The organism is Bradyrhizobium sp. SSBR45G (assembly GCF_030159255.1).
Lineage (GTDB): Bacteria > Pseudomonadota > Alphaproteobacteria > Rhizobiales > Xanthobacteraceae > Bradyrhizobium.
Window position 1 is genome coordinate 68,556 of record NZ_BSCT01000021.1, and the last position, 22,127, is coordinate 90,682.

Below are 22,127 nucleotides of genomic sequence, written 5' to 3' on the forward strand. Positions count from 1 at the left end.
TGCTGCACGCTGCACGCCGATGGCTGTTGGCAGAATGGTGGTTCGTCCGCTCTGACGTCTACCGGCGTAGGCATCGTGCGCGGCAGCCACGCTCTCATCAAACCACCCGGCGCACGTTCGCAATTCCGCAGCGCGCAGCTCGGAGGAGAGTTCCGCTGTCACCCTCCCCTGGAGGGCAGGGTCGGCTCAGATGCGCGAAGCGCATGCGAGCCGGGGGTGATCTCTCCATTTGCACCGGTTTCCTCGGCTTCACCCCACCCCGCTCGCCCGCGATCGATCCTCCCCTCCAGGGAAGGGTGAGACGGAGATCGCGGCGCCTGCCGTCATCGTTGGAGACGTGGCCACGGTCACACGGAGCAGCCGCCCAACCTCATCCCAATCATCGATTGGAGCATGATGCCTTTTCCACCGAATTGCATCACGCTTTAGCGCAGGCGTTGAGCTGGCTCGGCCGAAGCCGACGAAGCTTTCATTGCGCCCCCAAACGCGAAACGGAGGCCTCGCGGCCTCCGTTTGTTTGTCCATCGTTGATTGGCTACTCGGCCGTTCGCTATTCGCGCCCCGTTACGCCAGTCGTCCCGCGGCATGGGCGAGCAGGGTGTAGACCAGGCCCGTCTCGGAGGTCAGCTGCGCGCGCAGCGCCTGCGGGTTGCGGTCGTCGCGGGCGACCTCGTCGAGCAGCCGCTCGAACTCGGTGATGTAGCGGTCGACCGTCTGCTTGAAGGTGCGGTCGGCGCGATATTTGCGGGCGACCTCGTCGAACGCCTTCTGCCCCGCGGGCGTGTACAGCCGCTTGGAGAACGCCTTGGTCTCGCCGCGCTGATAGCGGTCCCACATCTCGGCTGCGAGCGTGCGGTCCATCAGGCGGGCGATGTCGAGCGACAGCGACTCCAGCGGGTTGCCCGGCTGCGCGGCCGGTGCGCGGCCGCGCGGCGCCTGCGGCTGAGCCTGACCGGCGGTGCTGTTGTCGGCCCGGTTGAGCAGGTCGGACAGCCAATTGTCGCTGCGCTGATCGGCGGCCGGCCCCATCGGCGGCGCCTCGACCCGGCGCGGCTGTTGCGGCTGCGGCGGCGGGGCCGGCGGCTGCATGCCGAGATCCGGCGGCGGCAGGTTGGTGACGCTGGTCGCGGCCGGCTCGCGCAGGCGCATGTCGGGACGACCGCCGACGGCTGCTGCAGCCACGACCGGAACCGGCTCTTCCTGCCGCATCACGGCGGCCGGCGGCGCCACGGCAGCGGGGCGCGACGTGCTGACCACGTCGAGGCCGCGGCCGTGATGGGCGACGATCCGGTTGAGCTCGGCCAACGCCTCGATCTGGTCGACGATCACCTTGCGCATCTGCGCCGTGCTCTCGGCCGCCTCCTGCGGCATCTCCAGCACGCCGCGGCGCAGCTCGTTGCGCGTCGCCTCGAGCTCGCGATGCATCTCTCCCGTCATCTGCTTCATGCTGGACACCAGCGAGGCGAACTTCTCCGCCGACTGCTTGAACATCGCATCGGCTTCCTGCGTGCTCTGCTGGTAGATCTCCTGCATCTGCGACGTGGTGAGGCGGCGTTCCTCTTCCGCATTGGAGCGGATGGCTTCGAACTGACGGCTGAGCGCGTTGGAGCCGGCGCCGGCCGTTTCCGCCACGACCCGGGCGATGTCGCGCGCCCGCTCCTCGGCGGCGGCGAGCGACTCGTCGAGCAGGGTGGTGAAGCGGGTCAGGCGCTGATCGAGATCGGCCGTGCGCAGGTCGATGGTGGTGACCAGCGATTCCAGCGTCGTCTTGCGATCGGAAATCGAGACCGTCGCATCGCGGTTGCTCTGCTCGACGATGGCTGCAGCCTCGATCAGGGCCTTGCCATGGGCGTCGAACTGGCTGGACAGCGAATTGAGATCCTGCAGCGCCCGCGAGGTCTTCGAGTTGAAGACGTTGAGCTGGTCCTCGAGCGTCTGCGTCGCCGTTCCGTTGCGCGACGTGACGTCGTTCATCGCGGTGACGAAATCGGCCACGCGGGCGACCAGGGCACGCTCGAGCGAATTGAGGTTGTCGTGCGCGCCGGTGAGAACCTCCTGCAGCAGGATGTTGCCTTCGCGCAGACGCTCGAACAGGGCGACGGTGTCGGTGCGCAGGATCTTGCTCGTCTCCTGCATCTCGGTGACCGCGGCGACCGAGACCTGGCGCGACTGCTCGATCGCGGCACGCGAGGCCTGCTCCAGATCCTTCAGCGACTTGGTGATCGCCGTGGTCGCGAGCTCGCCGGCGGACGTGATGGTGCGGGCGACCTCCGAGCCGTTGCCGTTGACGGTCTGGGCGAACGCCTGGCCGCGCATCTCGATCTGCTTCAAGGCGTCGGTGGTGACGCGATCGATCTCGATCGTGAGCTGGTTGGTCTTCGAGTTGAGCGTTTCGACCAGGGTGCCGCGCTTGCCGTCGAGGATCTGCGACAGCCGCTCGCTCTGTTGCTGCACATAGGTGACGATCTCGTCGGTCTTGCCGGTCATGGCCGAGCCGAACGAGTTGCCGGCCGCGAGCACGGAGCGCTCGATCTCGGTCGAGGTCGATTTCACGCGGGTCGAGACCTCGTTGGAGGCCGCGACCAGCGCGCTCTGGGCGCTCAGCGCGCTGCTCTGGATCGCATCCGTGGTGTTGGCTGCGACCGTGTTGATCGACCGTTCGATCTCCGTCGAGATCGCCTTGAGCTGGCCCGCCGTATCGGTCGAGGTCGCCGTCAAGACGCTCTGCGCCTCGCGCGCGCCGGCGACGATCACGGCGACCGTCTCGGTCGTGGTGGTGGTCAGCACCGCCTGGGCTTCGCGGGCGCTGCCGACCAGGCTGGCCGAGGTGTCGGCCGACGTTGCCGTCAGCGACATCTGGGCCTGGCGGGCGCTGTTGAGGATCGAGGTCGCCGTATCGGCGCCCACGGACGACAGGGTCCGCTCGACGTCGACAGCGAGCGACTTGACCTGCTCGGCCGCGTCGGTCGAGGCCGAGATCAGCTTGGACTGCACCTCGCGGGCGCTGTCGATGATCACCGTGGCCGTGGTGGTGCCGACGGCGGCCAGCGTCCGCTCGACGTCGATCGCCAGCGACTTGACGTGGTCGGCAGCCTCGCTCGAGGCGGTCACAAGTTTGGACTGTGCGTCGCGCGCGCTGCCGACGATGGTTGCGGCGGTGTTGGTGCCGACCGCGGCGAGCGTGCGCTCCACGTCGGCCGCCAGCGACTTGACGTGGTTGGCTGCCTCCGACGACGCGCCGATCAGCGTGCTCTGGGCCTCGCGGGCGCCGCTGGTGATGGTCTCCGCGGTGGTGGTCCCCGCGATCGAGAGCGAGCGCTGCACATCCACCGTGAGCGCCTTGACCTGATCCGCGGCCTCCTGCGAAGCGGCGAGCAGGGCGCTCTGGGCCTCGCGTGCACCGGCCGTGATGGTCTCGGAGGTCTCGGTACCGGCGTCGGTCAGCGAGCGCTGCACGTCGGCGGCGAGCGACTTCACGTGCTCGGCGGCGTTGGAGGACGCCGACACCAGCGTGTTCTGAACCTCGCGGGCGCCGGCGAGGATCGAGGCTGCCGTGGCCGAACCGGCCGCCGTCAGCGCCTGCTCGACGTCGGTGGCGAGCGACTTCACGTGGCTCGCGGCATCGGCCGAGGCTGCGACCAGCGTATTCTGGACCTCGCGGGCTCCGGCCAGGATCGAGGCGGTGGTGGTCGAGCCTGCCGCCGTCAGCGTGCGCTCGACATCGGCCGACAGCGACTTGATCTGCTCGGCGGTTTCGCCCGACGCCGTGACCAGCGTGGACTGGGCTTCGCGGGCGCTGGTCAGGATGGCATTGGCCGCATTGCTGCCGGCGTCGGTGAGGGCGCGCTCGACCTCGGCGGACGTGGTCTTCAGCTGCGAGCCGACGTCGGTCGAGACGTTGAGCAGCGCCTGCTGCGCCGACCGCGCGCCGGTCTGAATGGTCTCGCTGGTGTTGACCACGAGATTGGTCAGCGAGCGCTCGGCGTCCTCGACATGCGACTTGATGCTGGCCGACAGCAGCTCGGCCCGGGTCATCAGCTCGTCGCTCGCCTGGCGGCCGCTGCTTTCGATGCGGCCGGCCACGGCCTCGACGCGCGAGCCCAGGAGGTCCTCGAACTGCGAGACGCGGTGGTCGATCTCGCTGGCGATCGAGCCGACCCGGGTCTCGATGCCCTGGTGGATGTCCTGGAAGCGCGCGGTCACGGCTTCGGTCAGCTCGTAGCTGCGGCCGTCGATGATGTTCGAGAGGCTGACGATGCGCTGGTCGATCGCTTCCAGCGCCTTGTCGGTGCCATCGGTCAGCGAGGAGGTCAGGATGTTGAGGCGGGAATCGATCGACTGGATCGCCTGCGCCGAGCCGTCGGTCAGCGAGGAGGTCAGCACCGTCAGCCGCGAGTCGATGGCGTGCAGCACCTGCGCCGCGCCATCGGTCAGCGAGTTCGAGAGCGTGCCGAGGCGGCCCTCGATGGTCGAGGTGACCGAGGTCGCGCGGTTGTCGAAGTTCTCCTCCAGCGTCTTCAGACGGCCCCCGACGGTGTCGTCGAAGGTCTTGATCTTCGAATCGAGCGAGGAATCGAAATTGGTGATGCGCGCCTGCAGATTGGTCTCGAACTGGCCCAGCCGCTGGTCCAGCGTCGCCGTGATCTCTCCGCTGTTGGACGACAGGCGGGTGTCGAACGTGTCGACATAGGTCTTCAGATTGTCGGAGATCTCCTGGGTCCGCTGGCCCATGCGCTCGACGATCTCGCCGCCATAGGTCTTCACGGTGCGGTCGAACTCGGTGATGTGCCGGGTGATCAGGGCGCCCAAGGTCGAGCTGTCGCGCGCGAAGCGCTCGGCGAGCTCGGTGCCCTGGTTCTTCACCAGCTCGTCGAACGCGCTGATCTGCAGCGACAGCGTGTCGTGCGTGCTCTCGGTCTGGCTGACGACCTTGGCGACCAGCGAATTGACGGTCGCGTCGAGCGACTCGCTCGCCTTCTCGCCTGACGTGACGATGTGGCCGGACATGCGCTGGCTCGCCTCGTCGATCTTGGTGACGAGGTCACCGCTGCGCAGCTCCAGTTCCAGCAGCAGCGATTCGCCGGAGGCCTTGAGCTGATCGTGGACCTGCTCGGTGCGCACCGAGATGCCGTCGACGATCGCCGCCGTGCGCTGTTCGAACTCGCTGGTGATGCGGTCGATGCGCTCGTTGAGCATCTCGTGGACGCGGTCGGACAGATCGGCGAACTCGTCGTGGACGTGGCCGGTCTTGAAGTTCAGGCTGGTCGTCAGCCGCTCGGACGCGTCGAGCACGGCGCGGGTGGTCTCGGAACTGGCCTCTTCGAGACGGTCGAGCAGGTCGCCGCCGCGCTCGCCGAGCGCGAGGATCATGTTGTCGCCGGCATTGCCGAGCGCAGCCGTGATGTGGGCGCCGCGCTCTTCGAGCGCGCCGGTGATGCTCTTGGCGACCTCGTCGACGCGCGAGGCGATCGCGTCCGAGATCAGCGCGATGTCGTGACGGAGGTCGATCTGCACGCCGGAAATGGCGCTGCGGACCTGCTCGGCCTGGCCGACCAGGTTGTCGCGCTGATGGGCGATGTCCTGGAGCAGGGCGCGGATGCGCACCTCGTTGTCGCTGTAGGCGCGCTCGAGCGCGGCGACCTCGTTGGCGACCAGCATCTCGAGCTCGCCGGCGCGCGCGATCGCGCGCTCGACGCCGTCGCCCATCGCAGCGACTTCGCGGCGGATGGCCTGGCCGACGGTCACGATCGAATCGCTGACCGCGCCCTCCGGCTCGGAGAAGCGGATCGCGACCTGCGCCATCGACTGCGCGATCATGCGCAGCTCCTGGCCGCGCCAGGCGAGGCTCGCGAGGAAATAGAACAGCAGAACCGGGGCGAAGAAGACCGCGGCGAGGCCTGCCATCACCAGCACGCCGCCGCTCTGGCCGATCAGGGCCTGCAGCGACGGCAGGAAGCCGATCGTGAGCAGCACGCAGCCGACGATCCAGATGCCTGCAAAGGCGGTTGCCAGCGTATAGACCCCACGCGACGGGCGGCCCTTCTGGATCGCCTGCAGCAGCTGGCCGATGGTCTCGCGATCGTCATTGGCGGGACGGCGGACCGCCAGCGGCGGCGGTTCGATGTCGTCGAGGCTACGGTTGTCGACTCCCGGACGGGTGTCGAACGAATCGAACGCGGATCCGCCGGTCGGCATGACCGGCGGCGCCCCGTCAGCGTGGACCGAGCCCGATGGGTCCTGGGGCGCGGACGTATCGCTGATGTTCAAAGCCTCCTGAATGGCGGACAGCGCAACTTCAGTCGGGTCTTTGACCTTTTTGGGGGTGTTCGCCATGTTGAGTCCGAGCCCTCGTCTTAATTTCGATCCGGCGAGCCGCGTACGAGTAGCCTCGTAGCGCTCGAACCGGACGCATCCCTCGCAGGCACCAGGGGTGGCTAATTCCGCCAGGCGACCCACTCCATCCGGGGATCATCCTATTGGCTGTGCCTGTTGAAAGAAATGGTCGTGGTTAAGAGATTCTTAATCATCGTTAACAACCGCCGCCGTTAACACCCTACAAGTTCTGCGAATTCCGGTTTCGGCCGTGATTGGGGCGGAGCCGGGCCGGAATCGCGGCAAACCCGCGGCAATTGTGCCGGTAATAATGCATTAACCATTGTCGTGCTTGGGTGACCACAGGGGCGCGACGCGCCCGCCGGACCGGATGACTGCCATGATTCCCGACCTGTCACGGATCGAATGGATGCCCTCGCCCCCGCTGGTTCCCGATGACGGGCCGATCAGCCTCGACCTGCTCAGGCGCATGACGCTCGGCGACACCGCGCTGGAGCGGGAAGTGCTCGCGATGTTCTCGACCCAGGCGGTCCATCTGCTGGAGCGGCTGCAGGTCCTCCCCGAGGATGCCGCCTCGGTCGCCCATACCCTGAAGGGCTCCGCCCGGGCCATCGGCGCGCTCGACGTCGCCGATGCGGCCGAAGGGCTCGAGGTCGCGCTCCGGCAGGGCGATCCGGCCGATGCGCTGGCCTGGCTGGCGACCTCCGTGGCGCAGGCGCGCGCGGCGATTTCGGACATGCTGGGCGCGGCCTGAAGCGGCCATCCGCAGCACTAGCGCGGAGCGGAGCGGTCCGTTATAGGACAGCCCGACCTCATTTCCTGCGCAGCACGAGCACACATGGCCAAGATCACCTTTGTCGACCATACCGGCGAATCCCGAACCGTTGATATCGAGAACGGCGCGACCGTGATGGAAGCGGCAATTCGCAATGCCATCCCGGGCATCGAGGCCGAATGTGGCGGCGCCTGCGCCTGCGCGACCTGCCATGTCTATGTCGACGAAGCCTGGCGCGAGAAGGTCGGCCCGCCGACCCCGATGGAAGAGGACATGCTCGATTTCGGCTACGAGGTCCGGCCGAACTCCCGTCTCGCCTGCCAGATCAAGGTCTCCGACGAGCTCGACGGCCTCGTCGTGGCGACGCCCGAGCGCCAGGCCTGATCCTTCACCTTCTGCCCTCATCCCGCCGCGCCCCATTTCCGCCGGCCTATGCCGCCGGCGGTACGATGGTCACGCCGCGGCGGACCCAGGGCTGCAGCGCTTCGATGAGCTGAGGGGGCAGGGGCGCGGGCTTGCGCGTCACCTCGTCGATCAGCACCATGACTGCGGTCGCCGAGGCCACGCAGCGGCCGTCCGAGAACACGACCTGCTCACAGGTCACCGACGTTCGCCCCAGCTTCACCACCCCTAGGCCGAGCTCGATCGTGCCCGGCCAGCGCAGCTCGGCGCGGAAATGCATGTCGAGCCGCACCATGATCCAGGCCAGCCCCGGCTGGGTCAGGCCGTAGCGCGGGTCCTTCATCAGCGTCACCCGGCCGGTCTCGAAATAGGTCGCATAAACCGCGTTGTTGACGTGCTGGTTGGGGTCGAGGTCGCCGAACCGGACATTGTCCGTCAGGCGGTAGGGGAAGTCCTCCAGGCGTGGCGTCTGGTCGCGGCGGGCCGTCTCTGTCACCGATTGATCTCCATCATTCATGCTCCCTTCAAACCTCGCTAAGCCCGCCGCTGCAAGCCGCGGGCGCGAGCGGGGCCTGGCTTTTGTGCCTTCCCTGTGACCGCCTCGTTGGCTACAAATTCGGAACCGCCACCTGCCGCCATCTCCGAGCGGCGCCTCCCAACGAGAAGAGCGACATGAGCGAAGCGATCAAGACCGATGTGCTGATCATTGGCGCGGGGCCCTGCGGGCTGTTTGCCGTGTTCGAGCTGGGGCTGCTCGACATCAAGGCGCATCTGATCGACATCCTCGACAAGGCCGGCGGCCAGTGCGCCGAGCTGTATCCGGAGAAGCCGATCTACGACATTCCGGGCGTGCCGATGGTGACGGGGCAGGGCCTGACCGATCAGCTGATGGAGCAGATCAAGCCGTTCAGCCCGACCTTCCATCTCGGCGAGATGGTCTCGAGCGTGGAGAAGATCGGCGATCCCGGTTTCCGCGTCACCACCGACGCCGGCAAGGTGTTCGAGTGCAAGGTCGTCGTGATCGCCGCCGGCGGCGGCTCGTTCCAGCCGAAGCGTCCGCCGGTGCCCGGCATCGAGGCCTATGAAGGCACCTCGGTGTACTACGCCGTGCGCAAGATGGAGCAGTTCCGCGACAAGCACGTCATGATCGTCGGCGGCGGCGATTCCGCGCTCGACTGGACGCTCAACCTGCATCCGATCGCCAAGCGCATCACGCTGGTGCATCGGCGCGACGACTTCCGCGCCGCGCCCCACAGCGTCGAGCAGATGCGCGCGCTGGTGGCCTCCGGCAAGATGGATCTGCGGATCGGCCAGGTCAGCGCGCTGGAGGGCGCCAATGGCGTGCTCTCCGCCGCGACTATCAAGGGCAACGACAACGCGCTCGAGACCGTGCCCTGCGAGATGATGCTGCCGTTCTTCGGACTGACGATGAAGCTCGGCCCGGTTGCCGACTGGAACATCAAGCTCGAGAACAATCTCATTCCGGTCGAGACCTCGGCGTTCGAGACCAGCGTGCCCGGCATCTTCGCCATCGGCGACATCAACACCTATCCCGGCAAGATCAAGCTGATCCTGTGCGGATTCCACGAGGGGGCGTTGATGGCGCAGAAGGCGCACCGCTACGTGTATCCGGAGAAGCGGCTGGTGTTCCAGTACACGACGTCGTCGTCGAGCCTGCAGAAGAAGCTCGGCGTCAACTAATTCGTTCGTGCCATGGAACCGGGCACCGCCGGACCAACTCAAATGTGAAGAAATGTTTCCTGCGCGTGCCGGTTTCACCGGCGCGCCAGACCTGTTATGGGCTGGAACGATGCACGAAACGGCCGTACTGTGCGGCCATTCATTTTGTGACTTGGTCAAGGTGAGATGATGATGCTGAATGCGTTTCCCCGACATCGGCTGATGCCTGCCGTAACGAAGCTCGCGATCGGCGCGCTCGTCGTGGCCGGTGCGCTGCTGACGCGGCCTGCGCTGGCGGCGGAACCGACCGCGGCCGGGCTGTGGCAGAAGGTCGAGGACGGCAGGCCGGTCGGCTGGTTCCTGTTCATCGATCATGACGGCGTGTTCGAAGGCGTGATCGCCAAGACGTTTCCGCGTCCCGGCGACGATCCCAACGAGGTCTGTGCCAAGTGCGCCGACGATCGCAAGAACGCGCCGGTGCTCGGCATCTCCTTCGTGCGCGACATGAAGCGCGAGGGCCTGAAATACGAGGGCGGCAACGTGCTCAACCCGCGCGATGGCAACATCTGGAAGGCCAATATGCGGGTCACTCCGGATGGGCAGTCGCTGATCCTGCACGGCTACCTCGGCATCTCGCTGTTCGGCAAGGACGAGACCTGGACCCGTCTGCCGGATACCAACATGGCGCAGATCGACCCTGCGATCATCGCGAAGTACCTGCCGGCCCAGGCGACGACCGCCACCGCTCCGGCGCCGAAGCAGGCGCCGATGATGAAGAAGCCGGCGCCGGCGAAGTAGTTCGTCCACATCCGCGCCTGCGCGTCGTCATCCGTGATGACGTCAGGTCCGTTGTGACATGGTGTCCGTGACGACATGCCGTCGCGGTCTCGCGGCGCCTGGCGCCCGAGTGATGCATCGTCAGAAGGCCCTCCATCGTGAGAGGGCGCAGGGAATGCCGGGCGCTGGCCGCACCCATGGCCCGCCTGCAGAAAGAAAAGCAGGCGGCAGTCACCACAGGTTCAGCCGAGACATCCCGGCATTCCCTGCGCGATGGTTTGACGGCTTATACGTACTCTCCCCGGGGACCGGGCTTGATTGCCCCCGTCACGGGCGGATCATCATCACCGCCCGCTTGGCACCAGCGTCGGGGTGCCAGGACCATACGACTTCACCGTGCGCCACGGTCGTTCGTCGGCATGATCAGATCACGCTGCGACCAACGGCGCCCACCGCATCCCCATGCTCCACGCTCGTGACGACCGCGAACCGCCCCTCTCATGAGCACGGGATGCGTCAAGAGAGCATGATTTCTGTAAAAAAGAAACCGGAAAATTCCGGCCGCGGAGCCGTGTGGCGCGATCCCTCTGGCCGCGCTGCCGAATTTCGCGTTTTGCGAACGCGGTCCGGCAGCGCCGGCAGCTCGATCGGTCGCGTCCGGCGACGGCCCGTCGGGCGACTCGCTCGCTGCGCCCTGGTGAGCGCAGCTACTCTCGCACTGCCCCCGCAGGCGGCAGCGGCTGGCTCGAGATGCTGGGCTCGGCCGCATCGAGGTTGAGCACCTCGGCAGCGGCCGGAAACGCGGCGTCGGCCATTGCGGCGTGGCCTTCGGCGGTCGGATGCACGGCGCCGCCATAGACGGCCGACAGCACGCCCCAGCTCGCATCGTGGATGTCTGACGGCTGCATCGCCGCCGGCAATCCCTGCGGATAGGTCATTGCCGAGAAGTAGCTGTCATTGGCGTCGCGGATCCAGCGCGCGCGCGGCAGATAGGGCCGATACTCGCTGGCGCCGCGGCCGCACGACAGCGGCTCGTTGGCGGCGCTGACGATGTTCGGATCGAAGCTGTCGCCATTGGCTGAGAAGCATTCACGGTCGAACGGCGGATCCTGCGGCGAGCGCGCGCAGAAGCCGTGCTGGGCGAACGCCGGCTGGTGCGTGTCGACGAAGCTCATGCGCTCGCTGCGCGGGTCGCGGCACAGCACGCCGGCGGTGCATTGCGCGAGTCCGCGCAAAGCGGGGAGGAACTCGTTCTCGACGAAGCCCGCGACATTGGCGAGCCGCTGCGGATTGGCATTGAACGAGGGATGCACCTCGAAGCCGGCCGGACCGCCGGGGCAGGGCGTGCCCGGGCCACTCAGCGCCGGGTTGCCGTAGGAGGTGTAGATGACGTGCGAGAGATCGCCGACCAGCGGCTTCAGCGCCTCGCGCAGCTTGGCAAAGCCCTGCGGCAGGTCGCGCGCCAGCTCGCTGCGCGATTCCTCGACCGAGCCGATCACGCCGGAGCGCTTGAACAGGGTGCGCTCGGTCGGCGTGTCGACGATGACGTCGGCGACGAGACCGGAGAAGTTGATGTCGTTGGCGCCGATCGACAGCAGCACGAGATCGAGCCGGCGGTCCGGCTGGCGGCGTTTGGCCGCGGTCAGCGCCTCGCGCAGCTCGCCGAGCTGGCCGTTGACGCCGCCGGCGCAGGTCGCGACCGAGCGGCCCGGGACGCATTCGCGCGCGCGCTGGCTGCCGAACAGGCCGTCGGCGATGGTGGCGCCGGTGCAGGCGAGCGGCAGATAGGTCACCGCGACGTGCGGGTAGCGCACCGCGAGCGCCAGCGCCGTGCGGGTCTGGTAGCTGTAAAGCGAGCGGTGGCAGGCGGCGTTGAACCACACTGCGCCGTATTTCTGCCAGTTCTGCAGCGTGTCCGGCGCCTCGCAGGCGCGGCCGCCTTTGAAGCCGGCCCGGCTCGGCCGGTAATATTGCGCGGTCGGGCCGCCGAGATAGGAGCGGAAGCAGAAGCCGTCGTCGGCCAGCGCGACCGGACGGTCCGGGTTGCCTTCGCCGGCGGCGATGCTGTCGCCGAGACCGGCGATGAAGACGTCGCGCACCTGGATCCCGGTCGAGACCTGCCGCGTGCCGTCGGGGCTCGTGACATCGACGCTGGCGACGGTCTGCCGGCCGTAGCGGACGCGCAGATTGACCGGCTCGGCGCAGTCGAAGGTCGAGGTCTGCGGCCCGTCGCCGTCATCGAACGACCAGGCACAGGTGGCGCCGACCGGAACCGGGCCGGTGAGGCGCGCGGTGACCGGATGATCGATCGGCGTGAGGTAGCTTTCTTTGACGTTGTCGCGGGTGCAGGGCTCGTTGACCCGGCCGGCGAGGTCGATGCACAGCCGGTTGACGACGTTGCGGGCCCAGCCGCGGCCGTCGCTCTGGATGCCCAGGCCCTGCTCGGCGGCGAGAATGGAGCGGTCGCGCGTGCTCTCGACGTGCAGCAGGAAGTCGCGCTCCTCGCGGAACAGCCGGAAGCGGTTGCGCACCTCCCAGCTGATCTGCAGCGGCGGTGCCGCGCCGAACTGCGCGGCGGCCTCGGTGACCGCCAGAGCGGCGAGCAGGCCGGCGAGGACGCAGCCGGCGAGCGTCGGACGAAGGGACATGCGGATCATCTGCTGAGGATTCACGTGAGCGATGGGGCGGAAGTAAGAGGGCGGCTGATAACGTCAACCGAGCCGCTGTCAACTCTCGCTCGAAGCGACACGTCAGCCTTGGCAATTCATCCCTGAGAGTGGCGCTTGATCCGCTGCGGAACCGCGGCGGTCGCGGTCGCCGACACGCGCTTGGCGGCGATCTCGTCGGAGACCGCCGATTGCAGCCGGCGCCGTTCCTGCCACGGCTTGACGACATTGAGCCAGAGTTCCCGGATGCCCATGATCGAGATCGCCGAGGCGAACGGGATCACGAAATACAGCACCCGGAACACCAGCAGGGTGGCCAGCAGCTGCTCGCGGCCGAACTGCGGCAGCGCCACCAGCATCGCGGCATCGAACACCCCGATGCTGCCCGGCGCATGGCTGGCAAAGCCGAGCAGGGTGGCGAGGATGAACACCACCGACAGCGACAGGAAGTCGATCGGCGGGTTCGACGGCACCAGCAGGTACATCGCCAGCGCGCAGAAGCCGAGATCGACGACGCCGATCAGGATCTGCACGAGCGTCAGCTGGGCCGAGGGCAGCACCACCTTCCAGCCGTTCTGGCCGAGTTGGCGGCGGTTCTTGCCGACGGCCAGCCAGCCGAGATAGGCGAAGATCGCCAGGATGATCCCGACCGCGATCAGCTGGTTCACCGCCGGCGGCAGCTGGTCCATGGAGGTGGCGGCGGCGGGATGCAAGGTCATGCCGATGCCGAGCACGAACAGATTGCCGAGCCAGAAGGTCAGTCCCGACAGGAAGCAGATCTTGGCGACGTCGATGGCGGACAGGCCATAGTCCGAATAGATCCGGAAGCGGATGGCGCCGCCGGTGAACACGGTGGCGCCGATGTTGTGGCCGATCGAATAGCTGGTGAAGGCGCTCATCGCGGCGATGCGATAGGGCACGTGCTTCTTGCCGATCGTTCGCAGCGCAAAATAGTCGTAGAACGTCAGCGTGCAGAACGCGCCGACCACACACAAGGCCGCGAGCGCGATGTGACCGGGCGGGATCTCGGTCAATGCGGTCAGGATCACGCCGCCGTCGACGCCCTTCAGCGTGCGGACGAGCGTGGTGATCGCGAAGGCGATGATCGCCAGGCTCGCTGCAATCCCCAGCCGCTTCCAGCCGATCCATTTCTTGAAGCCACGCGACAGCGTGGTCAGCAGGCGCTGCATTCATCCTCCCGGCGGGGCGGCACTAAATCTTGGAAAACGGGCGAAACCATTGATCGACGTGGCGGGCAATTCTTGACCGCCTGTTCCTTAAGCTAAAACGCGCGCCTTGTGCAGTCCTTGACACAGCGCAGCTCCGACTTCGCTTTGCGGGTCTGTCACACTCCGGTCACATAGCTCGGAACGCGCCGTCCGCCTCAGTTCGGTCCCAATGGTTACCGGCCAGGTTCACGCAAACCTGCCGCGAGATCGGGTTCCTACGGCAAGTATCACCCGCCAGTCACCGGCCAGGAACAACGGCCGCATCACCCGGTTAGCCGCCCGCGGGGTGCAAGCGAACACGGCCGAGATCAGTCGGGCGGGACGAGCCGTGTTCCGAACCAACACAGGACAAGGTGGTAAATGGGACTCTTCACCAAAGACATCAAGACGATGAACGATCTGTTCGTGCATCAGCTGCAGGACATCTATTACGCCGAGAACCAGCTCATCAAGGCGCTGCCCAAGATGGCCGAGAAGGCCACCGACAAGCAGCTCAAGCAGGGCTTTCTGACCCATCTCGACGAAACCAAGACGCATGTGACGCGCCTCGAGCAGGTGTTCAAGATGCACGGCATCGCTCCCAAGGCGGTCGATTGTCCGGCCATCGACGGCATCATCGAGGAGGCCGAGGAGGTCGCAGGCGAGGTCGACGACAAGGCCGTGCTGGACGCAGCCCTGATCAACGCCGCCCAGGCGGCCGAGCATTACGAGATCACGCGCTACGGCAGCCTCGTGGCATGGTCCAAGCAGCTCGGACGCACCGACTGCGCCGCCGTGCTGCAGAAGACGCTCGACGAGGAGAAGGCGACCGACCAGAAGCTGACCAAGCTCGCCGAGACCACCGTCAATCTGCGAGCCGCCAGCTGATCGAGCGACCTGATGAGACAAAACGCCGCGCGGGTCTCCCGCGCGGCGTCGTCACATCCGGATGTCGCGGGTCAGGTCTTGCGCAGCGCGAAATTGGCGCCGCAGAAGGCCATCAGGGCGCCGAGACACAGCGCGGCGAGACCGGCCAGCACGCCGGAGACCGACGGCACCGGGCTGGACCCCGAGAGCGCCTGGCCGATGCCGGCGAGCATCAGCACGCCGGCCACGACCAGAAAATTGCGCAGGCGCTGCGGGATCTCGCCGGCGACCGCGCTGTGCAGGATGCTGGCGATGAAATAGCCGGAGGAGAAGCCGACGGTCGCGATCAGCCACCAGGCGATCGCCGAGCCCGCCGGCATGAAGCCGTCGCCTTGCCCTTGGGTCTGCCAGAGGCCGCCGAGATCGAGCCCATATTGGGCGACGAGAATGTGCACCGCCAGCGCCAGCAGCACGCCGGCGGCCATCGCACCGGCCAGGATCAGGTGGCGGGGAAAATGCATCGTTTCGCTCATCCTCCGTTTGTAGGATAAGGCGCGCGGGCAACGCAACAGGACCGATCCATTTCCGAGCACACCACCACAGCAGCTGATGACGTCATCCGCTACGCCTACAAGGCGTCGCTGATCGGCGCCGCGCAGCAGTTCGAGCTGACCGGGCAGGGCCTGGCGTGGCGGTTCGCCGGCCGCACCGGCCTGTGGCCTTATGCTGAGATCGCCGCGATCCGGCTGTCCTACCGGCCGGTGTCGATGCAGGCCAGGCGCTTCCGCGCCGACATCGTCGACCGGGCCGGTCGCCGCCTCAGCGTCATCTCGGTCTCCTGGCAGACCGCCACGCTGATGGCGCCGCAGAGCGAGGCCTATCGCGCCTTCATCGTCGGCCTTCATGCGCGGCTCGCCGCCTGCGGCAGCACCGCGCAGCTGACCGCAGGCCTCGGCCGCTTCACCTATGGCGCGGCGCTCGCCACGATCGCGATTCTCGCCGTCGCGATGGCCGGCCTGCTGCTGCGGGCGCTGGTCATCGGCGAGTGGTCGGCGGCGCTGTTCCTGGTCGGCTTTGCCGCGATGTTCGCCTGGTATGTCGGCGGCTTCATCAGCCGCAACCAGCCGCGCAGCTACTCCTTCGCCGACATTCCAGCCGTGCTGCTGCCGTGATCACGCGGCGTCATATCAGGTGATCGAATGTGACCACGCGGCACCGGCGCGCCATGTCAGGATGGGCAGGCGCCCGGAGAAAGACGATGCAGGATCGCGCGCTGCGCTTGCCCGACGCCACCGAGATTGCCGCGATCAATGCGCGGCATTTCGCCGACACCCCGCTGCGGCCGGCGGATCTCCTGTTCGTGTTCGGCACCCGCGTCGACGAGGAGCTTCGCGCGGAGACGGCGGCCGTGCTGTGGCAGCAGGGCTATTTTCGCCATGCCCTCGTCAGCGGCGGCATCACGCCGGGCGCTGACGCGTCCGAATGCGCGCTGATCAAGGCCGCCATGGTCAGGCGCGGCATTCCGGCCGAGCGCATCCTCGAGGAGCACCGCGCGATGAACACCGGCGAGAACGTTCTGTTCTCGCTGCCGGTGATCGACGCCGCGCTCGGTCTCGCCAATGTTCGCACCCTGATCTGCCTCGGCAACAGCTGGACCGCGCGGCGCTACGCCATGACGGTGCAGCGGCACTGGCCCGAGGTCGAGAAGATGCTGCTGACGGTCGATGGCTTCGGCGTGCCGCGCCACCTCTGGCACACCCATCCCGATTTCCGCCGCCGCGTGCTCAGCGAATGGGACAAGATCGAGCCGTACAAGGCGAAGGGGTTTATTGCGGAATGGCCTTGATCTCAGGAGCGACGCGCGAATGTCAGCAACAAGCTCCGTCATTGCGAGGAGCGAAGCGACGAAGCAATCCAGAATCGTCGTGCGGCCCTGGATTGCTTCGCTGCGCTCGCAATGACGGCGGCGGTCACTATTAGTCCGTAGGGTGGGCAAAGACATCGTGTGGCGCGAGCCACGCGATGTCGTGCCCACCAAGCATCTTTCCGCGCAAGACGGTGGGCACGGCGCGCTCAGATAGCGCGGACAAACAAATTTTCTCGGGCGCGCCTTTGCCCACCCTACGCAGAGAGGCTGCGCCGCGGTTCTCCGTGTCTCACGGCCTCACCACCAGCACCGAGCATTTCGCGTAGCGCACGACATGGCCGGCGTTGCTGCCCAGAAAGTAGGTGCGCATGGCCGGGCGGTGCGAGGTCATGACGATGAGGTCGGCCTTGACCTTGGCCGCCTCCTCGAGGATCTCGTGATAGATGCCGCCCTGGCGCACGGTGTAGCTGATGCGCTCGGCCGGGATGCCGGATTCGCGGGCCACGATCGAGAGCGCTTCCTCGGCGGTCTCGCGCTGCTGCGCGTCGAAATCCGCGGGCACGTATTCGGCGAGCATCACCGGCGTCATCGGCATCACGTTCAGGAGATGCACCGTGCCGCTCCAGGTCTGCGCCAGGGTCGCGGCGGTGGCGATGGCGGGCTTGGCGAGGTCGGTATCGGCCAGATCGATCGGAACCAGAATCGAATTGAACATCGAAGCGCCTCCTCTGTCCGCCGGCATTACGCGCCCGGCCTGACCGGCGTGTCAATCCGAGCCCTGCTTGAGCAGCTTCGGCGTGACGAACGTCAGGAGATTGCCGCGCGTGAAGCTGACATCGCCCCAATCGTCGGTGTCGAAATCGAGCACCGCGAGCCCTGCGGTCGGCATGTTGCGCATCAGCTCCTGGCGGGCGTCGGCATCGCCCTGGCCGGTCAGCGCCAGCGCCAATTCGTGAATGCCGGGATTGTGGCCGACGATCAACAGCTGCTCCGGATCGGGCACGGCGGCGAGGCGGATCTGATGCAGGATCTGCACCGGCTCGGCGGCGTACAGGTCCGGCACGGATTCGACCTGCGGCGCGGTGATCCGATCCTGCATCGCCGCGAAGGCGAACTCCCAGGTCTGCTGCGCCCGCACCGCGGTCGAGACCAGCACGAGTTGCGGCACCGGTGGATGGCTGGCGATGAAATCGCCGATCATGGCGGCATCCTGGTGCCCGCGCTCGTCGAGACGGCGGTCCTGGTCACGGCCCGACGGCGCGTCAGTCTCGGTCTTGGCGTGGCGCAGCAGCATCAGTCGGCGCATGGATTCCGGTCTCGAATCGGTCAGGCTGGATCAGGCTGTACCACGTCTCTTTATCGCCATTAAAAGCGTCATGACGTCCGGCACAGGGTTCGCTAAGAAAACGCCATGAGCGAGACTTTCACAAGCGCGATCGATGACGCCGATGCCGCAGGTGCGGTGGCCCGGACCCGGCTGAATTTCGACCTCGACGTCGATGTCTGCGTGGTCGGGGCGGGGCTGGCCGGGCTGACCACGGCGCTCTGCGCCGCCCGGCAGGGCGCCAGCGTCGCGGTGCTGGAAGGCCGCCACGTCGGTTGGAACGCATCCGGCCACATGATCGGCACCGTGCTGCCCGGGTTCGACCTGGCGCTGCCGGACCTGATCGAGCGCGTCGGGCTGGAGCGGGCGCGCGCGCTGTGGGCGCTGTCGGGGACCGGCGCCGAGTTCATCCGCACCCAGGCGGCCGCGATGCCGGGCATTGGGCTCAGCGAGGGCGCGCTCGAGGTCTCCAACGTCGATGCCGGCGATGCCCTCATCCGCCGGCTGCAGATGCTGCACGAGGATTTCGACACCGAGGTCGAGGGCTGGCAGGTCGAGCGGGTCCGGACCGAGCTCAAGACCGGCCGCTATTTCCATGGCGTGTTCTTCCCCAAGGCGTTTCAGCTCGACGGTCGCGCCTATGTCCATGCGCTGGCGCGGCTAGCACACAAGGCCGGCGCGCGGATCTTCGAGGACACGCCGGTGGTCAGCATCGATGCGTCGGGCGTGCGCAAGCGCATCGTGACGCCGTCGGCGCGGATGCGGGCCTCGCACATCGTGCTGGCCGGCAACATTCATCTCGGCGCGCCGCTGCAGAAGCTGTCGGATACCTTGCTGCCGGTGTGGCGCTATGGCGGCGTCACCGCGCCGCTTGGCGCGGCCCTGGCGGAGGCGATCGCCTTCAAGGGTTCGGTCAGCGACACCGACGGCATCGATCATTTCCGCGTCGTCGACGGCGACCGGCTGATGTGGGCGAGCCCGGAGACGACCTGGGATGCGCGGCCGAGCGGCTTCGCCGCGGCGCTGCAGCGCCGGATCCGCACCGTGTTTCCGCAGCTCGGCCGGGTCGAGATCACGGACACCTTCGGCGGCGTCACCGGCCAGACCGTGCACGGCATGCCGCAGATCGGGCAGTTGCGCAAAGGCCTGTGGGTCGCCAGCGGCTTCGGCCGGCAGGGGATGAACACCTCGGCCATGGCCGGGCAGCTGATCGCGCAGGGCATGTTCGCCGGCGACGACCGCTGGAAGCTATTCTCGCCGTTCGAGCTGGTCTGGGCCGGGGGGGTCAGCGGTCGGGTGGCCGGTCACGTCGTCAATCTCTGGGTCCGCGGCCGCGCGGCGGCTGCCGGTACCCTGGCACGGCATCGCGAGCGGGCGCGGGTGCAGGAGCGCGTCCGCGAGGCGCGCGCGACCGAAGCCCGCCGCCAGGCGGCGCAGCGTCCCGGCTCGCGCCTGCCGCTGCGGCCGCAGCCATCGGACCTGACCCGCCGTCCCGATGCCGGGGAGGGCGGGTAGCTCGCGACAAAGTGAGGCCTTGAAGCTGCGCCCGACGTAACTTAGCGGATTCTCATCCGTAGATCCGGTAACCACCGCCGTACGGAGACAACCATGATCGACCGCCGCATGATGCTCACGACAACCGCCGGACTGTTCGGATTTGCCGCCCTGCGCTGGCTCGGCGGCTCCGCACCGGCGCGCGCCGCCGAGACGTTCGAGATCGAGAAGACCGAGGCCGAGTGGCGCGCCCAGCTGACGCCGGAGCAGTTCGACATCCTGCGCAAGGAGGGCACCGAGCGGCCCTGGACCAGCCCGTTGCTCAAGGAGCACCGCAAGGGCACCTTCGCCTGCGCCGGCTGCGACCTGCCGCTGTTCGCCTCGGACACCAAGTTCGACAGCGGCACCGGCTGGCCGAGCTTCTTCAAGGCGCTCGACAACGCGGTCGCCACCCGCCAGGACAAGACCTACGGCATGATCCGGACCGAGGCGCATTGCCGCCGCTGCGGCGGCCATCTCGGCCACGTCTTCGACGACGGCCCGAAGCCGACCGGCCTGCGCTACTGCATGGACGGATTGTCGCTGGTGTTCCACCCGGCGAGCTCGTCGTCGACCTGAAAAAAACTGCGCCTGGATTTGCCGGCACGTCCGTTCAAGACCTCAAGAGCGGGTCTGACGACGCGCCGGCAGGCTGTGACACGCAGCCAGGTCGGAGCGCGATTTGACGCGTCCGGCCCGGCAAGAACTGCCGGCTCGGCAATTGTTCACCACTTTTGATGCCGGTTTTTTGACGTTGTTGTTTCCCAACTCATTGAAATCGCAGTCTTTCCGTGTCTGGCACAGCGATTGCGACAGCTCTCCACGAAACGCGGTGCGGACCGACCCCGCCGCCGGGACCACAGTGGAGAGAATGGTATGGGTATCTTCGACGCGATGAACACCTCGGTGAGCGGCCTGTCTGCTCAATCATTCGCGCTGCAGAACATTTCCGGTAACATCGCGAACGCCTCGACCGTCGGCTACAAGGGCATCGGCACCAGCTTCGAAGACCTCATCCCCAACGCCACCAACCCGACCCGGCAGAATGCCGGCGGCGTCACCGCCTTCGCCAAGGCGACCATCACCACCCAGGGTACTGTGTCGACGTCCTCGGTCGCAACCAACATGGCGATCAATGGCGACGGCTTCTTCAACGTGCAGAAGGCGACATCGGTCGTCGACAACGTGCCGGTCTTCACCGGCGTCACCGACTACACCCGCCGCGGCGACTTCCAGCTCAATGCCAACGGCAATCTGATCAACGGCGCCGGCTACTATCTGATGGGCGTCGCGGTCGACGCCAAGACCGGCAACGCCACCGGCAACGTGCCGACGGTGCTGCAGTTCGCCAATAATTTCGTGCCGGCGCAGGCGACCACCGCCATTCAATACGCCGCCAACCTGCCGACCCAGCCGAAGACCGGCGCCAGCGGCAACGCGGCGACCGGCACGCTGGTCGCGGCCGGCGGCCTCAACTCGGCCGACCTGTCGAACGTGCCGCTGCCCGTCGGCACCAATTTCTACGCCGACGCGACGGTCACCGGCGGCACGGCGGTCAACAAGGTCCCGGCGAATATCACCACCGCGACATTGTTGAGCGGCGCCTCGGGCGACTCGATCAGCAGCAACTTCACCTCGGGCGACACCATCACGCTGACCGGCAGCGCCGGCGACGTCGTCACCTTCAGCTTCGTCGCCTCCGGCGCCTCGGGCACCCAGATCAACGTCGGCGATTCCGTTGGCACATTGCTGGCCAAGATCGCGGCGGTGACCGGCGTGCAGCCGACCGTCACGGCGGGCAAGATTACCTTGCACTCCGGCAGCGGCGAAGACTGGTCCTTGAGCAGTGCCTCGCCGGGCTTGACGGCGCTTGGCTTCACGTCGCCGGTGGCGCTGACGCGAACGGCGAGCGCGGGCACCGGCATCGTGGTCGGCAACGACTTGACCAACTTCAACAACGAGACGATCTCGGGCGGCGCCGTCACCACCTACAACGCGGCCGGTACGCCGGTGAACGTGCAGCTGCGCTGGGCCAAGACCGACAGCTCGACGCTCGGCACCGGGCACAAGGACGTCTGGAACCTGTTCTACCAGACCGATTCCACCGCGACCGGCTCGACGGTGGCGTGGCAGAACACCGGCACGAATTTCGTGTTCGCCTCCGACGGCTCGCTGACCTCGCCGACGACCTCGTCGATCTCGATCCCCAACGTCGTGGTCGACGGCACCTCGCTCGGCACGGTCAGCCTCAACATCTCCTCGGGCGCGCTGACGCAATATGCCAGCACGGTCGGCTCGGCGACCATCAACCAGATCTCGCAGAACGGCTTCGCCGCCGGCCAGCTGCAGTCGGTCGCGGTGAACAACAGCGGCATCGTCACTGGCACCTTCTCGAACGGGCAGACCATCAGCCTGGCGCAGGTCACGCTGTCGCACTTCAACGGCACCAACTACCTGAAGGCGCTCGACGGCGGCGCCTATGAGGCGACCGACCAGTCCGGCCAGGCCATCATCGGCGCGTCCGGCAAGATCTCGGGCGGCTCGCTGGAAGGCTCCAACACCGACATCGCCGACGAGTTCACCAAGCTGATCGTGACCCAGCAGGCCTATTCGGCGAACACCAAGGTGATCACCACCGCCAATTCGATGGTGCAGGATCTTCTGAACGTGCTGCGCTGATCGCGCTGGCACGTGG

General features: G+C 67.1%; 17 protein-coding genes. 10 read left to right on the forward strand and 7 right to left on the reverse strand.

The annotated features are described in order from the left end of the window. Positions 1–564 precede the first annotated feature (564 nt). On the reverse strand, positions 565–6,333 hold the full coding sequence (locus QQL87_RS22655) for an apolipoprotein A-IV repeat region-like domain-containing protein (protein WP_284420917.1): 5,769 nt from the start codon (positions 6,331–6,333) through the stop codon (positions 565–567). Between the two features lie 409 nt (positions 6,334–6,742). Here QQL87_RS22655 and QQL87_RS22660 point away from each other — a divergent pair, with 409 nt between their 5' ends. Beyond that, the gene (locus QQL87_RS22660; protein ID WP_502871205.1) at positions 6,743–7,087 is read left to right on the forward strand and encodes an Hpt domain-containing protein; all 345 of its coding nucleotides are present in this window, start codon (positions 6,743–6,745) and stop codon (positions 7,085–7,087) included. 84 nt (positions 7,088–7,171) lie between these two features. Continuing rightward, the gene (locus QQL87_RS22665; protein WP_284420915.1) at positions 7,172–7,492 is read left to right on the forward strand and encodes a 2Fe-2S iron-sulfur cluster-binding protein; all 321 of its coding nucleotides are present in this window, start codon (positions 7,172–7,174) and stop codon (positions 7,490–7,492) included. 46 nt (positions 7,493–7,538) lie between these two features. Here QQL87_RS22665 and QQL87_RS22670 read toward each other — a convergent pair whose 3' ends face one another. Beyond that, positions 7,539–8,006, reverse strand: coding sequence for an acyl-CoA thioesterase (locus QQL87_RS22670; protein ID WP_284420914.1), 468 nt, complete (start codon positions 8,004–8,006; stop codon positions 7,539–7,541). A gap of 176 nt (positions 8,007–8,182) precedes the next feature. Between QQL87_RS22670 and QQL87_RS22675 the strand changes: the two genes are divergently transcribed. Both QQL87_RS22675 and QQL87_RS22680 read left to right on the forward strand, forming a co-directional pair. Beyond that, positions 8,183–9,211, forward strand: a complete 1,029-nt coding sequence (locus QQL87_RS22675; RefSeq protein ID WP_284420913.1) for an NAD(P)/FAD-dependent oxidoreductase — start codon at positions 8,183–8,185, stop codon at positions 9,209–9,211. Between the two features lie 171 nt (positions 9,212–9,382). Further along, complete coding sequence (locus QQL87_RS22680) at positions 9,383–9,988, forward strand: DUF2147 domain-containing protein (protein WP_284420987.1); 606 nt, start codon at positions 9,383–9,385, stop codon at positions 9,986–9,988. Positions 9,989–10,674: 686 nt separating this feature from the next. Here the strand turns inward: QQL87_RS22680 and QQL87_RS22685 are convergent. Next, positions 10,675–12,624 carry an SGNH/GDSL hydrolase family protein gene (locus tag QQL87_RS22685; protein ID WP_284420912.1) on the reverse strand — a complete coding sequence of 650 codons (1,950 nt, stop codon included), beginning with the start codon at positions 12,622–12,624 and terminating at the stop codon, positions 10,675–10,677. Between the two features lie 107 nt (positions 12,625–12,731). Beyond that, entirely contained in the window at positions 12,732–13,823 is a 1,092-nt protein-coding gene (locus QQL87_RS22690) for a lysylphosphatidylglycerol synthase transmembrane domain-containing protein (protein ID WP_284420911.1), read from the reverse strand. Positions 13,824–14,222: 399 nt separating this feature from the next. Here QQL87_RS22690 and QQL87_RS22695 point away from each other — a divergent pair, with 399 nt between their 5' ends. Further along, entirely contained in the window at positions 14,223–14,729 is a 507-nt protein-coding gene (locus QQL87_RS22695) for a YciE/YciF ferroxidase family protein (RefSeq protein WP_284420910.1), read from the forward strand. A 71-nt stretch (positions 14,730–14,800) separates the two neighbouring features. Here QQL87_RS22695 and QQL87_RS22700 read toward each other — a convergent pair whose 3' ends face one another. Further along, positions 14,801–15,241 (reverse strand): hypothetical protein, encoded by a 441-nt coding sequence (locus tag QQL87_RS22700; RefSeq protein ID WP_284420909.1) that lies wholly within the window; start codon positions 15,239–15,241, stop codon positions 14,801–14,803. Between the two features lie 48 nt (positions 15,242–15,289). Between QQL87_RS22700 and QQL87_RS22705 the strand changes: the two genes are divergently transcribed. Both QQL87_RS22705 and QQL87_RS22710 read left to right on the forward strand, forming a co-directional pair. Further along, positions 15,290–15,880, forward strand: a complete 591-nt coding sequence (locus tag QQL87_RS22705; RefSeq protein WP_284420986.1) for a hypothetical protein — start codon at positions 15,290–15,292, stop codon at positions 15,878–15,880. Between the two features lie 86 nt (positions 15,881–15,966). Further along, positions 15,967–16,554, forward strand: coding sequence for a YdcF family protein (locus tag QQL87_RS22710; protein WP_284420908.1), 588 nt, complete (start codon positions 15,967–15,969; stop codon positions 16,552–16,554). A 310-nt stretch (positions 16,555–16,864) separates the two neighbouring features. Here QQL87_RS22710 and QQL87_RS22715 read toward each other — a convergent pair whose 3' ends face one another. Beyond that, positions 16,865–17,290: a universal stress protein gene (locus QQL87_RS22715; protein ID WP_284420907.1), complete on the reverse strand. Its 426-nt coding sequence runs from the start codon at positions 17,288–17,290 to the stop codon at positions 16,865–16,867. A gap of 51 nt (positions 17,291–17,341) precedes the next feature. Continuing rightward, positions 17,342–17,881, reverse strand: a complete 540-nt coding sequence (locus QQL87_RS22720; RefSeq protein WP_284420906.1) for a SixA phosphatase family protein — start codon at positions 17,879–17,881, stop codon at positions 17,342–17,344. A gap of 105 nt (positions 17,882–17,986) precedes the next feature. Here QQL87_RS22720 and QQL87_RS22725 point away from each other — a divergent pair, with 105 nt between their 5' ends. From QQL87_RS22725 to QQL87_RS22735, 3 genes are all read left to right on the forward strand, one after another. Continuing rightward, positions 17,987–19,414, forward strand: a complete 1,428-nt coding sequence (locus QQL87_RS22725) for an NAD(P)/FAD-dependent oxidoreductase (RefSeq protein WP_284420905.1) — start codon at positions 17,987–17,989, stop codon at positions 19,412–19,414. A gap of 93 nt (positions 19,415–19,507) precedes the next feature. Beyond that, on the forward strand, positions 19,508–20,011 hold the full coding sequence (msrB, locus tag QQL87_RS22730) for a peptide-methionine (R)-S-oxide reductase MsrB (protein WP_284420904.1): 504 nt from the start codon (positions 19,508–19,510) through the stop codon (positions 20,009–20,011). A gap of 297 nt (positions 20,012–20,308) precedes the next feature. Further along, the gene (locus QQL87_RS22735) at positions 20,309–22,111 is read left to right on the forward strand and encodes a flagellar hook-basal body complex protein (protein WP_284420903.1); all 1,803 of its coding nucleotides are present in this window, start codon (positions 20,309–20,311) and stop codon (positions 22,109–22,111) included. Positions 22,112–22,127: the final 16 nt, after the last annotated feature.

Bases quoted from the DNA above. Each gene is read 5' to 3' on its own strand.
- QQL87_RS22735 (WP_284420903.1), top strand. From the start codon at position 20,309: ATGGGTATCTTCGACGCGATGAACACCTCGGTGAGCGGCCTGTCTGCT.
- QQL87_RS22700 (WP_284420909.1), bottom strand. From the start codon at position 15,241: ATGAGCGAAACGATGCATTTTCCCCGCCACCTGATCCTGGCCGGTGCG.
- QQL87_RS22725 (WP_284420905.1), top strand. From the start codon at position 17,987: ATGAGCGAGACTTTCACAAGCGCGATCGATGACGCCGATGCCGCAGGT.
- QQL87_RS22680 (WP_284420987.1), top strand. From the start codon at position 9,383: ATGCTGAATGCGTTTCCCCGACATCGGCTGATGCCTGCCGTAACGAAG.
- QQL87_RS22655 (WP_284420917.1), bottom strand. From the start codon at position 6,333: ATGGCGAACACCCCCAAAAAGGTCAAAGACCCGACTGAAGTTGCGCTG.
- QQL87_RS22660 (WP_502871205.1), top strand. From the start codon at position 6,743: ATGCCCTCGCCCCCGCTGGTTCCCGATGACGGGCCGATCAGCCTCGAC.
- QQL87_RS22715 (WP_284420907.1), bottom strand. From the start codon at position 17,290: ATGTTCAATTCGATTCTGGTTCCGATCGATCTGGCCGATACCGACCTC.
- QQL87_RS22695 (WP_284420910.1), top strand. From the start codon at position 14,223: ATGGGACTCTTCACCAAAGACATCAAGACGATGAACGATCTGTTCGTG.
- msrB (WP_284420904.1), top strand. From the start codon at position 19,508: ATGATCGACCGCCGCATGATGCTCACGACAACCGCCGGACTGTTCGGA.
- QQL87_RS22675 (WP_284420913.1), top strand. From the start codon at position 8,183: ATGAGCGAAGCGATCAAGACCGATGTGCTGATCATTGGCGCGGGGCCC.
- QQL87_RS22710 (WP_284420908.1), top strand. From the start codon at position 15,967: ATGCAGGATCGCGCGCTGCGCTTGCCCGACGCCACCGAGATTGCCGCG.
- QQL87_RS22685 (WP_284420912.1), bottom strand. From the start codon at position 12,624: ATGATCCGCATGTCCCTTCGTCCGACGCTCGCCGGCTGCGTCCTCGCC.
- QQL87_RS22665 (WP_284420915.1), top strand. From the start codon at position 7,172: ATGGCCAAGATCACCTTTGTCGACCATACCGGCGAATCCCGAACCGTT.
- QQL87_RS22690 (WP_284420911.1), bottom strand. From the start codon at position 13,823: ATGCAGCGCCTGCTGACCACGCTGTCGCGTGGCTTCAAGAAATGGATC.
- QQL87_RS22720 (WP_284420906.1), bottom strand. From the start codon at position 17,881: ATGCGCCGACTGATGCTGCTGCGCCACGCCAAGACCGAGACTGACGCG.